The 14,063-nt window shown below is 61.7% G+C and carries 12 protein-coding genes; 8 read left to right on the top strand and 4 right to left on the bottom strand.

The features are described from left to right. Positions 1–57: 57 nt before the first annotated feature. The 3 genes from PMI26_RS16165 to PMI26_RS16175 form a co-directional block, all read right to left on the bottom strand. The gene (locus PMI26_RS16165) at positions 58–705 is read right to left on the bottom strand and encodes a TetR family transcriptional regulator C-terminal domain-containing protein (protein WP_007974341.1); all 648 of its coding nucleotides are present in this window, start codon (positions 703–705) and stop codon (positions 58–60) included. Between the two features lie 217 nt (positions 706–922). Further along, entirely contained in the window at positions 923–1,711 is a 789-nt protein-coding gene (locus PMI26_RS16170; RefSeq protein WP_007974339.1) for a class II aldolase/adducin family protein, read from the bottom strand. Between the two features lie 74 nt (positions 1,712–1,785). Beyond that, the gene (locus PMI26_RS16175; protein WP_007974336.1) at positions 1,786–2,835 is read right to left on the bottom strand and encodes an ABC transporter substrate-binding protein; all 1,050 of its coding nucleotides are present in this window, start codon (positions 2,833–2,835) and stop codon (positions 1,786–1,788) included. Between the two features lie 317 nt (positions 2,836–3,152). Here PMI26_RS16175 and PMI26_RS16180 point away from each other — a divergent pair, with 317 nt between their 5' ends. Beyond that, complete coding sequence (locus tag PMI26_RS16180) at positions 3,153–5,108, top strand: oxidoreductase (RefSeq protein WP_007974334.1); 1,956 nt, start codon at positions 3,153–3,155, stop codon at positions 5,106–5,108. Positions 5,109–5,285: 177 nt separating this feature from the next. After that, positions 5,286–5,882: a cupin domain-containing protein gene (locus PMI26_RS16185; protein WP_007974332.1), complete on the top strand. Its 597-nt coding sequence runs from the start codon at positions 5,286–5,288 to the stop codon at positions 5,880–5,882. Here the strand turns inward: PMI26_RS16185 and PMI26_RS16190 are convergent. Beyond that, positions 5,879–6,811, bottom strand: coding sequence for a helix-turn-helix domain-containing protein (locus PMI26_RS16190; protein WP_007974330.1), 933 nt, complete (start codon positions 6,809–6,811; stop codon positions 5,879–5,881). The two genes, PMI26_RS16185 and PMI26_RS16190, sit on opposite strands and share 4 nt — an antisense overlap. A 161-nt stretch (positions 6,812–6,972) precedes the next feature. On the opposite strand from PMI26_RS16190, the gene PMI26_RS16195 reads away from it, so the two are divergent. The 6 genes from PMI26_RS16195 (at position 6,973) to PMI26_RS16220 (ending at position 14,060) form a co-directional block, all read left to right on the top strand. Beyond that, a complete protein-coding gene (locus tag PMI26_RS16195; protein WP_007974329.1) occupies positions 6,973–8,331 on the top strand; it encodes a glutamine synthetase family protein in 1,359 nt (452 codons plus the stop codon). Positions 8,332–8,483: 152 nt separating this feature from the next. Beyond that, positions 8,484–9,572: a polyamine ABC transporter substrate-binding protein gene (locus tag PMI26_RS16200; RefSeq protein ID WP_007974327.1), complete on the top strand. Its 1,089-nt coding sequence runs from the start codon at positions 8,484–8,486 to the stop codon at positions 9,570–9,572. Beyond that, complete coding sequence (locus PMI26_RS16205) at positions 9,569–10,870, top strand: NAD(P)/FAD-dependent oxidoreductase (protein ID WP_007974325.1); 1,302 nt, start codon at positions 9,569–9,571, stop codon at positions 10,868–10,870. Before PMI26_RS16200 ends, PMI26_RS16205 begins: the two co-directional genes overlap by 4 nt. Before the next feature lie 283 nt (positions 10,871–11,153). Beyond that, positions 11,154–11,750 carry a paraquat-inducible protein A gene (locus PMI26_RS16210; protein WP_007974323.1) on the top strand — a complete coding sequence of 199 codons (597 nt, stop codon included), beginning with the start codon at positions 11,154–11,156 and terminating at the stop codon, positions 11,748–11,750. Beyond that, entirely contained in the window at positions 11,747–12,403 is a 657-nt protein-coding gene (locus tag PMI26_RS16215; protein WP_007974321.1) for a paraquat-inducible protein A, read from the top strand. The genes PMI26_RS16210 and PMI26_RS16215 overlap by 4 nt, the downstream gene beginning before the upstream one ends. Next, positions 12,384–14,060 carry a PqiB family protein gene (locus tag PMI26_RS16220; protein WP_007974320.1) on the top strand — a complete coding sequence of 559 codons (1,677 nt, stop codon included), beginning with the start codon at positions 12,384–12,386 and terminating at the stop codon, positions 14,058–14,060. The genes PMI26_RS16215 and PMI26_RS16220 overlap by 20 nt, the downstream gene beginning before the upstream one ends. Positions 14,061–14,063: the final 3 nt, after the last annotated feature.

The following is a 14,063-nucleotide window of genomic DNA, read 5'->3' as shown; positions in this document are numbered from 1 at the left end:
CTTATTAGAGTGTTTTCCCGCATCGGCGCCAGAGAGTATCCAGTGTTGAACAACTGATCAACAGTCGCTCGTCTGCACGCAAAAGCGCTGGCGTCCACCGGCCTGCAAACCATCGACCCAGGCCTCGCAAATCTGGATGCCCTGTTCCGGGGTAAAGGTGCCGGGGTTCAGCCCGGACTCAAGCCACAGGCCGTCGAGCAAGGCGCTGAGACTGATGGCGGCGAGGTCGGCGTCGAAGTTTTCCCAACCCTCTTCCTGGGCCAGTTCCGCCAGCACCTTGCGCAGGATGGCGCGATACTCGCCATAGGAATGATCGTGGGCCTTGTTGATCGCCTCGGCGGTTTTCACCGCGCCCCAGAACGCCAGCCAGGCATCGATCAGTTGCGGATCGAGCAGTTCGGCGGAAAACGAACCGCGGAAAAACGCCGACAACCGCTCCCGGGCATTCGGTGCGGCTTGCTCCATGGCGTCGCGCAGCAGGGTCATGACCCGCCCGGTGATCGCCATGTAGGCTTCGGCCACCAGTTCATCCTTGCCGGAATAGTGATGGCTGATCAGCCCCACCGAGACCCCGGCCTCGGCGGAAATCTTGCGGATCGACGCGCCCTGGAAGCCGTGACGCTTGAGGCACACCAGCGTCGCCTCGATCAGGTTGGCTTTGCGCAGCTCCGGTTCCATGCGGGAAAAACGGGCTTCCTGGTTCATGGGCGACACGCTCCTTGGTTCAATCGTTTGGGCCCGCGCGGGTTGGCGGCGGGCTGAACGACTGTACAGCAAGAGTGGGACTTGTCTCCAGTCAGATGGACCGCGGCGCCTGCTTCGCGAGCAAGCCCGCTCCCACAGGGTTTTGCGTACGGTGCAAATCCCCTGTGGGAGCGGGCTTGCTCGCGAAGAGGCCAGCTCAAACAACACAGGATCTGGATCAGTCGCGGTAACCCGGCGCCACCCGATCCAACATTCGCAACAACGCCGCCCAGGCCAGTTGCATGGCATCCGGATCGTTCAACTCGCCCTCCTCCAACGGCCGCCCCGGATCATTGAACTGCCGCTCGGTGTGCGCGCAGACCTCGTGCGACGGCAAAACAACCTCACCGGCAGCTTGCGCGGCCAACTGGATTTCACAGGCTTTTTCCAGGTAGTACATGCGCAGGAACGCCTGGCTCACCGTCTCGCCCACGGTCAGCAAACCATGGTTGCGCAGCATCAGGACCGATTTATCACCCAGGTCCGCCACCAGCCGTTGCTGCTCACTCAGGTCCAGCGCCACGCCTTCATAATCGTGGTAGGCAACGCGGCCATAGAACTCCATGGAAATCTGGTTCACCGGCAACAACCCGCACTTCAACGCCGCCACCGCGCAACCGGATTTGGTGTGGGTGTGCAGCACGCATTGCGCATCCTCACGAGCACCGTGGATGGCGCTGTGAATCACGAAACCGGCCGGGTTGACCGGGTACGGCGAGGTCTCTACAGCATGGCCGTTGAGGTCGATTTTCACCAGGTTGGACGCGGTGATTTCGTCGAACATCAGCCCGTAAGGGTTGATCAGAAAGTGATGCTCCGGCCCCGGAATGCGCACCGAGATGTGGGTGAAGATCAAATCGGTCATGCGAAAGTGCGCAATCAGGCGGTAGCAGGCCGCCAGTTCCTCACGCAGGCGCTGCTCAGTGGCGCGGCGTTCAGGGGCCAGGTGGCTGGCGATTTTATTCATTGTCGTGGTTCTCCAGGCTGATCGGCTGGGCAGACAGTAAGGCTGGACGCTCGGACACGTCCAGCCATCCGTGTTTATTTACTGGCCCAGGCGTTGAAGCGCTCTTCCAGCTCTTCGCCATGATCGACCCAGAAGCCGACGTTCATCGACAGCGCGCCCTTGAGGTTCTGCGGCGCGGTGGGCACCCATTGCGCCAGTTTGTCGTCCAGCCGCGCGGCGGCCTGGATGTTGGTCGGGCCGTAAGGGATCTGCTGCACGTAGTTGACCTGGGCGTCCGGTTGGTTGGCGAAGGCGATGAAGCGCTTGGCCTGATCCACGTGCCTGGAGCCTTTGATGATCGCCCAGTAGTCCATGCCGTACAGGCTGCCGGGCCAGACCAGGCCGAGGTGACTGCCTTTCTGCGCGGCGTCGGCGATGCGCCCGCTGTAGGTCGAAGTCATCACCACGTCGCCGGCGGTCAGCCACTGCGGCGGTTGCGCGCCGGCTTCCCACCACTGGATGTAAGGCTTGAGTTCCGTGAGTTTGGCGAATGCCCGGTCCACGCCTTGCGGGGTGCCGAGTACTGTGTAGACGTCTTCAGTCTTCACGCCGTCCGCGAGCAAGGCGAATTCCAGGTTGTACACCGCACGTTTGCGCAGTCCGCGCTTGCCGGGGGTTTTCTTCACGTCCCAGAAGTCTGCCCAGGAGGTCGGGGCCTGGGCCAGTTTGTCGGTGTCGTAGGCAATCGCCACGCTCCACACCAGTGCGGCGGAACCGCATTCCTGTGCCGCTTCGGGGATCAACTGGTCGGCGTGGCCCAGGCGGGTCCAGTCCAGGCGCTCGTACATGCCCTCCTCGCAGCCGCGCATCAGGTCCGGGCCTTCGATCTGCACCACGTCCCAGTCGACGTTGCCGGTGTCGACCATCACTTTGATTTTGGCCATCTCGCCGTTGTATTCGCTCTGGATCACCTTGCTTTGATCCACGGCGGCGAAGGGTTGAAAGAACGCCACGTCCTGGGCTTTTTGTCCGGCTCCGCCGTATCCGACCACCACCATGTCCGATGCTGCCTGAGCGCTGCCCAGGCCCATGGCCACGGACAACACCAAGGGATAAAAACCGTGCTTGAGCGTGTGCGATTTCATCGAGGGTTCCTCTTGCAGGTGCCGTCCGGACAGAGGCCGGCGCAGCCCTTTTTTATTGTTGTGAGGTACGGCCCGGGAGCGGGCTCGAAATGAAATTACTCCACGCCATAGTAAAAAAACAAGTTGATTTTTTACTGAAGGTAAATTTCTATAGCGCAATAATAACAACGCACAAAACCTGTTACCTCTGTAGGAGCGAGCCTGCTCGCGATGGACGTCAACGATAACGCTGGGTACCTGACACCCCGCGGCGTTCTCAAGTCCATCGCGAGCAGGCTCGCTCCTACAAAGGTCAGCCTGTCTGGAGTAATCGCACCATGCCGACACCTGCCTTCGCGCACCTGTTCGAACCCCTGGAAATCCGTGGCAAGCGCCTGAAAAACCGCATCATGTCCAGCGGTCACGACACCTCGATGCCCACCGACAATCTGGTCAACGAGCAATTGATCGCCTACCACCGGGCGCGTGCCGAAGGCGGTGCCGGGCTCATCGTGCTGCAAGTGGCCGGTGTGCACGACAGTGCGCGCTACACCTCCCATGTGCTGATGGCCACCGACGATGCGTGCATCGAGGGCTATCGCAAACTGGCGCAAACCTGCCATGCCCACGGCACTGTGGTGTTGTCCCAGGTGTTCCATCCGGGTCGGGAGATCATGGAGTCCAGCGATGGCCTGCTGGCGGTGGCCTATTCGGCCTCGTCAGTGCCCAACGAACGTTTCCGGGTGATGCCCCGCGCCCTCGATCAGGCCATGATCGACGAGATCGTCGCCGGTTATGCCGCTGCCGCCCGCCGCCTGCATCAGGCCGGGATCGATGGCGTCGAAGTGGTTGCCAGCCATGGTTACCTGCCGGCGCAATTCATCAATCCGCGGGTCAACCGGCGCACCGATGGTTACAACGGCGAGTTGGAACAGCGCTTGCGTTTCCTGCGCGAAGTCATCCAAGCCGTGCGGGCGGCGACCGACGAGCAGTTCATCATCGGCCTGCGCATTTCCGCCGACGAGCGCGACCCCGAAGGCCTGACCGAAGACGAATCCCTGGCTGCCGTACAGTCACTGCAAGCGCAGCTCGATTACGTGCACATCGTCGCCGGGACTTCGGCGTCCCTTGGCGGCGCAGTGCATATCGTGCCGCCCATGGCGATCGAAGCGGCATACCTGGCCAAGGAAGCCGGGACGTTCAAGGCTGGCTTGAACATTCCGCTGTTCGTCACCGGGCGCATCAACCAGCCCCAGGAAGCCGAGCTGATTCTGGCTCGCGGCCAGGCCGATGTGTGCGGGATGACCCGGGCGCTGATCTGCGATCCACAGATGCCGAACAAGACCGACACCGGCCACGTCGAGGACGTGCGCGCGTGCATTGCCTGCAATCAGGCGTGCATCGGGCACTTCCACAAGGGCTTGCCGATTTCCTGTATTCAGCATCCTGAAACCGGCCGCGAGCTGATTTTTGCTGAACGCCGACAAGCGATAAATCGCAAACGCATCATGATCGCCGGCGGCGGCCCGGCCGGGATGAAAGCAGCCGCTGTCGCCGCCCAGCGCGGACATGACGTGACCCTGTACGAAGCCGGTTCACAACTGGGCGGCCAGGTGTTGCTCGCGCAGTTGCTGCCACGGCGCAGTGAGTTTGGCGGCGCCAGCACCAACCTGCAGCGGGAAATGCAGCTGGCTGGCGTGCGCGTGGTGCGCAACACCCGGGTCGACCGGGCACTGGTGGAACAGGAAAAACCGGACATGGTGATCGTCGCCACCGGTGCCGAGCCCTACTGGCCAACCTTCGAGCGTGGCGGTGAATTGCAGGTGGTGGATGCCTGGCAGGTGTTGCGCGACGAGGTACAGATCGGCCGTTCGGTGGTGGTGGTCGACTGGCGCTGCGACTGGATCGGCCCCGGCATCGCCGAGCGCCTGGTGCGTGCCGGGCATCAGGTGCAACTGGCGGTCAACGGCACCCATTGCGGGGAAAACCTGCCGCTGTACGTGCGCGATCAACTGGCCGGCGAGCTGCATAAACTGGGCGTGCCGATCACGCCGTACGCGCGGCTGTATGGTTGCGATGACAACACGGTCTACCTGCAACACACCGCCAGCGGCGAGCCGATGCTGATGGAGAACATCGATACGCTGGTGCTGTGCCAGGGTCATCAACCGGTGGATACCTTGGGCGCCGAGCTGCAAGGGCTGGTGGAGTTTCGCCGCATCGGCGACTGCCTGGCGCCGCGCACCGCCGAAGAAGCGATTTATGAAGGGCTGAAAGTCGCGTGGGAGCTTTAAGGCTGTTTATACTCCGGGGCTTAGACGGCTAACACCACCCCTGTAGGAGCGAGCCTGCTCGCGATGAACCGGAGAACACCGCTGGGTGTCAGGCTTCCAGCGTTATCGTTGGCGACCATCGCGAGCAGGCTCGCTCCTACAGGGATTTGCGCCACTCCTCCCGGTTCGGATTTGACCATGAGCAACAGCAGCACCACACAGCCCGCACCCGGCAGCGCCGAACCGCATTTCCTCGGCACGCGCATTCGCGGCCTGCGCAAACGCCGGGGCATGACCCTGGCGGAACTGGCGCAACAGAGCGAACTCACCGCCGGCTACATCAGCCAGCTGGAGCGCAACCTCGCCTACCCGTCGATTCCGGCGCTGTTCAACATTGCCCGCAGCCTCGGTGTCACCATCCAGTGGTTCTTCGCCAGTGAAGCGGTCACCGCCCCCGAAGACGATGGCGTCGTGGTGCGCAAGAACAGCCGCCTGAACGTGCATTACGAAGACGGCATCGTCGACCAGTTGCTGACCCCGCAAGCCAACCGGCAACTGGAAATGCTCCACTCACGGTTCCCGCCCGGCACCTACAGCCAGCAAAGCTACAGCCACGACGGCGAAGAAGCCGGTTTTCTGCTGTCCGGCAGCTTCGAGCTGTGGGTTGGCGAGCGCCATTTCCAGCTCAATGAAGGCGACAGCTTCAGCTTTTCCAGCCAGGAGCCGCACCGCTACGGCAACCCCGGCGATGTGGACGCGGTGGTGATCTGGGTGATTACGCCGCCGACGTTTTAACGCCGGCCGCGCCCGATGGGCTGCGCGACACTTGCACGCTTGAGGGTGTCGCTCGGCAGCTCCTTGAACAGCGCGCGATAGCTGCTGGAAAACCGCCCCAGGTGCCAGAACGACCAGTGCATCGCCACTTCGGCCACGGTGGTTTGCGTCGGCGTGCGGCTCAGCAATTCGCGGCGGGCGCTGTTGAGGCGGCGCAGGCGCAACCATTGGGTCGGCGCCATGCCGGTGTAGGTCTTGAACGCATGCTGCAACTGGCGCAGTGAAACCCCGGCCACCTGGGACAGTTCCAGCAGGTTGAGGTGTTCCTCCGGGGTATCCGCCGCCCATTCCCCTACCCGCTTCATGATCGCCCGCTCTCCGGCACGGCGCTGCAAGGCGCCCTGGTCGAGGCCGACACAGGCGTTGTCGAGAATGAACAGACAGTCGTCCAGCAATTGCTGGGTCAGCGCTTCGCGGCTCGGTGGATCGAAGGTCTGCGACAGGCGCGTCAGGGTCCCGCTGAGCCAGCGGCAGAACAGCGCGTTCTGCTGCGAGTTAAGCGGCGCCATGAACAGCCCTTCGAGCCGGGCGATGTCGAGGCTGTGGCGTTTTACAAACTCCGGCCCGAACACCACGGCGATTTCCTGGTAGTTCTCCGGGGTGATCCAGATGTTGCGACTTTCGCCATTCAATACGTACAGCGCGTTGTCGCCACGATCGAAACAGAACGACAACGAGCCCTGGGGCGCACTGAAATTCTGCTCGACCCGGGTATTCATCGACTCTTCGTAAATCTCCACGCCCTGCAGATCCAGATAGCGCACCAACCCCGCGAAATGCCCCGGCGACATCTGCTGGTAATGCTGGGTCCAACCCGGTGTGGCGCGGATTTGCTCGGCGACATCGGCGGTGTTGAAGGCTTGGACCTGGAGGGAATTGGAACCTGTCATGGGTGACCTTACGCACTCTTTTGGTGCGCTTTGTGCTGCTTAAAGTGGATAGATGGAACCACAAGGCTCGCCCAAGATAGACCTCAACGCGCTACAGGGGAAGTGTCCGGCGGATGAAACCGGCCTCTCCTGGCGTTAATAAAACCAATAACGAGGTCTTTATGAATGTCCCTTTCGATCAGCTGTTCACTTGGCTGAAAGATCACAAGATTACCGAAGTCGAGTGCGTTGTCAGCGACCTGACCGGCATTGCACGCGGCAAAATTGCACCGACCAACAAGTTCCTGCATGAGCGAGGCATGCGCCTGCCGGAAAGTGTCCTTCTGCAAACGGTAACCGGGGACTTTGTCGACGACGACATCTACTACGACCTGCTCGACCCGGCCGACATCGACATGGTCTGCAAGCCGGACGCCGACGCCGTCTACGTGGTGCCGTGGGCCATCGAGCCGACCGCCATCGTGATCCACGACACCTTCGACAAGTTCGGCAACCCGATCGAACTGTCGCCGCGCAACGTGCTGAAGAAAGTCCTGCAGCTTTACACCGACAAAGGCTGGCGGCCGATTGTCGCGCCGGAAATGGAGTTCTACCTGACCCAGCGTTGCGAAGACCCGGACTTGCCGCTCAAGGCGCCGATGGGCCGTTCGGGCCGCGCCGAAAGCGGTCGCCAGTCGTTCTCCATCGACGCGGCCAACGAATTCGATCCGCTGTTCGAAGACGTCTACGACTGGTGCGAACTGCAGGGCCTGGACCTCGACACGCTGATCCACGAAGACGGCCCGGCGCAGATGGAAATCAACTTCCGTCATGGCAACGCACTGGACCTGGCCGACCAGATCACCGTGTTCAAGCGCACCATGCGTGAAGCGGCGCTCAAGCACAACGTAGCGGCAACCTTCATGGCCAAGCCGGTCGGCGACGAGCCTGGCAGCGCCATGCACATTCACCAGAGCGTGGTGGACATTGCTACCGGCCAGCCGATCTTCGCCGATGCCGATGGCAACATGAGCGAGCTGTTCCTGCATCACATCGGGGGCTTGCAGAAGTACATCCCGAAAGTGCTGCCGATGTTCGCGCCGAACGTCAACTCGTTCCGCCGCTTCCTGCCGGACACCTCGGCACCGGTGAACGTCGAATGGGGCGAAGAAAACCGCACCGTCGGCCTGCGCGTACCGACGTCCAGCCCGGACGCCATGCGCGTGGAAAACCGCCTGCCGGGCGCCGACGCCAACCCGTACCTGGCCATCGCCGCCAGCCTGCTGTGCGGATACCTGGGCATGGTCGAGCGTATCGAGCCAAGTGCCGCAGTACAGGGCCGCGCCTATGAGCGTCGCAACCTGCGCCTGCCGATCACCATCGAAGACGCCCTGACCCAGATGGAAGAGTGCGACACCATCAGCCGCTACCTGGGCAGCAAGTTCGTACGGGGCTACGTCGCGGTCAAACGCGCCGAGCACGAGAACTTCAAGCGCGTGATCAGTTCGTGGGAGCGTGAGTTCCTGATGCTTAGCGTCTGAGATCTTCACCGTTCGTAATGACCCCATCGCGAGCAAGCTCGCTCCCACATTTGAAATGCGTTCCCCTGTGGGAGCGAGCTTGCTCGCGATGAGGGCCGACAGACCACTAAAGAATCACCTGAAGAATCCAATAATTCCAAGAAGGTATCGATATGCGTCTATTGAAATCCATGGTCCCGGTCGCACTGGCAGCGGTGTTCAGCACCATTGCCCAGGCCCAACCCCAGGTCAGTGTCTACAACTGGACCGACTACATCGGCGAAACCACCCTCGCCGACTTCCAGGCCAAGACCGGGATCAAGGTGATCTACGACGTTTTCGATTCCAATGAAACCCTGGAAGGCAAACTGCTTGCCGGTCGCACCGGGTATGACGTGGTCGTGCCGTCGAACCACTTCCTCGCCCGCCAGGTAAAGGCCGGCGCGTTCCTCAAGCTCGATCGCGAGCAGTTGCCGAACTTCAAGAACCTCGACCCGAAACTGCTGGCGCTGCTGGAGAAAAACGATCCGGGCAACGCCCACTCGGTGCCCTACCTGTGGGGCACCAACGGCATCGGCTACAACGTCGACAAGGTCAAGGCGGTGCTGGGCATCGACAAGATCGACTCCTGGGCCGTGCTGTTCGAACCGGAAAACATCAAGAAGCTCAGCGCCTGCGGCGTGTCGATGATGGACTCGGCGGACGAGGTGTTCCCGGCAATCCTCAACTACATGGGCATGGACCCGCGCAGCGAAAACCCTGAGGACTTCAAGAAGGCCGAAGCCAAGCTGCTGCAGATCCGACCCTACATCACCTACTTCCACTCCTCCAAGTACGTCTCGGACCTGGCCAACGGCGACATCTGCGTGGCGTTCGGTTACTCGGGCGACGTGTTCCAGGCCGCCAACCGCGCCAAGGAAGCCAACAACGGCGTGAACATCGCCTACGCCATTCCCAAGGAAGGCGCCAACCTGTGGTTCGACCTGCTGGCAATCCCCGCCGACGCCAGCAATCCGAAAGAGGCCCACGCCTTCATCAACTACCTGCTGGACCCGCAAGTGATTGCCAAGGTCAGCGCGTCGGTCGGCTACGCCAACCCGAACCCGGCCGCCAAGCAGTACATGGACCCTGAACTGGTCAGCAACCCCGAGGTGTATCCGCCCCAGGAGGTCCTCGACAAACTCTACATCTCCACCACGCCGCCACAGTCGATCATGCGCCTGATGACCCGCTCGTGGAGCAAAGTGAAGTCCAACAAATGAATCAGTACACCCAGGAACATACCCACTCCTATTACGCAGCGTCCGCCAAGGGCATGAGGCAGCGTCCCGCGCTGGCCTCGGACCTGGTGGCCGATGTCTGCGTGGTCGGCGCGGGTTTCACCGGCATCAACACCGCCATCGAGTTGGCCCAGCGCGGGCTCTCGGTGGTCCTGCTGGAGGCCCGGCGAATTGGCTGGGGCGCCAGCGGGCGCAACGGCGGCCAGTTGATACGCGGCATCGGCCATGACGTCAGCGGCTTTGCCAGACATGTGGGCACCGAAGGCGTGCAGTACCTGGAGCAGGCCGGGGTCGAATCGGTGCAAGTCGTGGCCCAACGCATCCGCGAACACGGCATTGATTGCGACCTGCGCTGGGGCTTCTGTGAACTGGCCAACACCCCGGCGCATTTTGCCGGGCTGAAGGCCGAACACGCCGAATTGCTCGAGTCCGGTTACGCCCATGAAACGCGCCTGATCGAACCTGGCCAGATCCGCGAAAAGGTGGTGGACTCCGGCGTTTACGCCGGTGGTCTGGTCGACATGGGCTCGGGCCACCTGCATCCGCTGAACCTGGCACTGGGCGAAGCGCAAGTCGCCGAGTCCCTCGGCGTGCAGATCTTCGAGCAAAGCCCGGTGCTGGAGTTGATCCACGGCAGCACCGTGCAGGTGCGCTGTGCCGGTGGCACCGTGCGTGCGGCCACGCTGGTGCTGGCTTGCAATGCCCACCTGGAAGAGCTGGAACCGAAGCTCAGCGGCAAGGTGCTCCCGGCGGGCAGCTACATCATCGCCACCGAACCCTTGTCGGAAGACGCCGCCAGACAACTGATCCCGCACAACGTCGCGCTGTGCGACCAGAAAGTCGGCCTGGATTACTACCGGCTCTCGGCTGACCGGCGTCTGTTGTTCGGCGGTTCCTGTCATTACTCCGGGCGCGACCCGGCGGACATCGCAGCCTACATGCGCCCGCAGATGCTCAAGGTGTTCCCGCAACTGGCCAAAACGCGCATCGACTATCAGTGGGGCGGCATGATCGGCATCTCGGCCAACCGCTTCCCGCAGGTCGGGCGCCTGAGCCAGCACCCGAACGTGTACTACGCCCAGGGCTACTCCGGCCATGGGCTGAACGTGACCCACTGGTGCGCGAAGTTGTTGGGCGAAGCGATCCATGCCGGGCACAGCAAAGGCTTCGACGTGTTCAGCGCCGTGCCGCACATGACCTTCCCCGGCGGACGCGCCCTGCGCTCGCCACTGCTGGCACTTGGCATGTTCTGGTATCGGATGCGGGAAATGCTCGGTTAGTTCGGGTACACAAAACCCTGTGGCGAGGGGGCTTGTCGGATCGCCGCATCGCCCCGTTCGGGTGCGCAGCACCCGCCGTCTCGTCAATTGCAGGTTCCTGAAAAACTGCAAGGGGTCGCTTCGCAACCCAACGGGGGCAAGCCCCCTCGCCACAAAATGCCTGCCTGCAAGTGCAACCACTTCTTTTATATCCCCTTGTTTCGACTTTCGATTTGCTCAATCGCGAGGCACTTCTATATTGAGGGGGTGCTCTGAATTTCCTGCCTCTTGTTGAGCTTGACCCATGGCAACTACCGATCAGCTGATCATCTGCGAGCACTGCGACAGCGTTTACCAAAAAGTCACGCTCGCCAAACATCAGAAAACCTTGTGTACGCGCTGCGGTGGCGTGCTTCAGCGCTATAACGGCCTCACGGTGGAGCAGCGCCTTGCGTTGACCTTCACCGCGCTCATGCTGTGGATTTTCGCCAATTTCTATCCCGTGATGAGCATCAGCCTCAAAGGCTCGAAGCACAGCGCCACCCTCTGGGACTCGGTGCTGGCCCTGAGCCTGGGGCCTATCACCTTCATCGCCATGGTGGCGGCGATCGCCATGATCATCGCGCCGATCTTCCAGTTGTTGTTGCTGATCTGGGTGCTGGGCTTCGCACTCTCCGGACAACGCTCACCCGGATTCAGGTTCTGCATGCGCTGGCTGGAAACCCTCAGGCCCTGGAGCATGCTCGAAGTCTGCCTGCTGGGCGCCATGGTCGCCGTGATCAAACTCGCCGGGCTGCTTGATGTGCTGCCCGGTATCGGGTTGTTTGCCCTGGCCGTGTTGAGCCTGATGATGATCCGCATCGCCGGGCGCGACATCCGCGAACTATGGGACATTGTATGAGCACGCCTCCGTACGCCGACGAGCTCAACCTGTGCCTGTGTCACACCTGCGGCCTGGCTTGCGACATGACTGGCGAACCTCACGAATGCGAGCGTTGCGGTGCGCCGCTGCACCGGCGCAAAACCAATTCCCTGACCCGCACCTGGGCCTACATGATCGCGGCCCTGGTGTTTTACATCCCGGCCAACCTGTTGCCGGTGATGAACACCGAGATGGTCGGCCATGGTGCCGACAGCACGATCATGAGCGGCGTGCTGGAGTTCTGGGAAGCCGGGGCCTGGGACATCGCCCTGATCATTTTCATTGCCAGTATCGCGGTACCGGGCATCAAGTTCGTCGCCATCACCTTGCTGCTGATCACCGTGCAGCGCGACAGCGAGTGGGCACGTAAAGAGCGTTCGACGCTGTACCGCTTCGTCGAGGTCATCGGCTACTGGTCGATGCTCGATGTGATCGTGGTCGCCCTGGTGGCCTCGCTGGTGAAGTTCCAGGCCCTGGCCGACATCGAGCCGCGCCCGGGCATTCTGTTTTTTGGTCTGGTTGTGGTGTTCACCATGCTCTCGGCAATGAGTTTCGATCCACGCATGATCTGGGATAAAGAGCGGGAAAACCCGCACAATGAGGAGGTCACGGATGAAGTCGCAAGCCACTGACGGGCCGCAAGCCCCTGGGCAGGCACCGATCAAGACCCGCCGTTTCAGCGTTTCGCTGGTCTGGATCGTGCCGATCGTCGCGGTGCTGGTGGGTATTTCGCTGGTGGTTCACAGCATTCTGCAGCAAGGCCCGACCATCGTTGTCACGTTCAAGACAGGGAGCGGCCTGACGGCGAATAAAACCGAGGTCAAGTACCGTAATGTGGTGATTGGCCAAGTCTCGGATGTGGAACTGAGCGACGACCAGAAGAGTGTCAACGCCACCATCAAGCTGGCCAAGCAGGCCGAAAGCTTTACCCGCGAGGATTCGCAGTTCTGGGTCGTGCGCCCGCGCATTGGCGCGGGTGGCGTGTCCGGTATCGATACCCTGCTGTCGGGCGATTACATCGGTGCCGATATCGGTCAGGCCAACGGCCGGGCAAAACACTTCACGGGGCTGGAAAACCCGCCGCCCATCACCTATGGCGAGCCGGGCAAGCGCTTCACCCTGTTCACCCAGGACCTGGGCTCGCTGGATATCGGCTCCCCGGTCTACTATCGCAAGATCCCGGTGGGCCAGGTGGTCGCCTACGCGCTGGACCCGGATGGCAAAGGCGTGAACATCGAGCTGTTCATCCACGCCCCCAACGATAAGTACGTTACCGAAAACACGCGTTTCTGGAACGCCAGCGGCATTGATGTGAACGTCGGCGCCAACGGCTTTGCGGTCAAGACCGAATCGTTGTCCTCCCTGCTGGTGGGCGGCATTGCCTTCCGCGCACCCGACTACAGCCCTGGCGATAAACCGGCCGCTGCGGAATACGCCTACGAACTGTTCGACGACCAGCAAACCGCCCTCGCCCCGCCAAACGGCAAGCCGCAGTACCTGGCCATGCGTTTCGACCAGGCAATGCGCGGGCTCAAGGTCGATGCGCCGGTGGAATTCCTCGGTGTGGAAATCGGCAAGGTGGTGTCGGTCAATCTGGATTACGACGAGAAGCTTCGCTCCTTTCCGGTCAACGTCGGTATCGTGATTTACCCGCAACGCCTGGGCAGGGCCCACGACAAAATGCTCAAGGCGCTCAATCATGACCCCAATGACGAAGCGGGTGGCGTACGCCTGATCGGCACCTTTATCGATAACGGCCTGCGTGCCCAGGCGCGCACGGGCAATTTCCTGACCGGCCAGCTGTACATTGCCCTGGACTTCTACCCCAAGGCAGAAAAAGTCGCCTTCGATGCAACGGCGCGTCCGGTCATGATTCCAACCATTCCTGGCAGCCTCGAGCAATTGCAGGAAAAACTCGAAGCCATGGTCGACAAGATCAACAAACTGCCGATCGAGCGAATCGCCGGCAATCTCGATGGCAATCTCGTCGAACTGCGCAAGGGCATGGCGCAATTCAACGGCAAGATCCTGCCTGGCGTGCAAAGCACTCTGTCGGACTTCAGCAAGACGATGGATACCGCCAATACGACCTTGCAATCCGCCGGTTCGACCTTGGCCGACGACTCGCCGCAACGGGAAAAACTGAATCAGACCCTGGATGAACTGGGACGCACGTCGAGATCCTTGCGTGATCTATCGGATTACCTGGGACGGCATCCGGAGTCGCTGCTTCGCGGCCGCCCGAACAATGCCCCGCCCATGGATCTGCAAGGGCCACCGCGCAATTGAGCA

It is taken from the genome of Pseudomonas sp. GM33 (genome assembly GCF_000282295.1).
GTDB lineage: Bacteria > Pseudomonadota > Gammaproteobacteria > Pseudomonadales > Pseudomonadaceae > Aquipseudomonas > Aquipseudomonas laurylsulfatiphila.
Note: the sequence above shows the minus strand (reverse complement) of the source record. Positions and strands in the feature narration are given on the sequence as shown.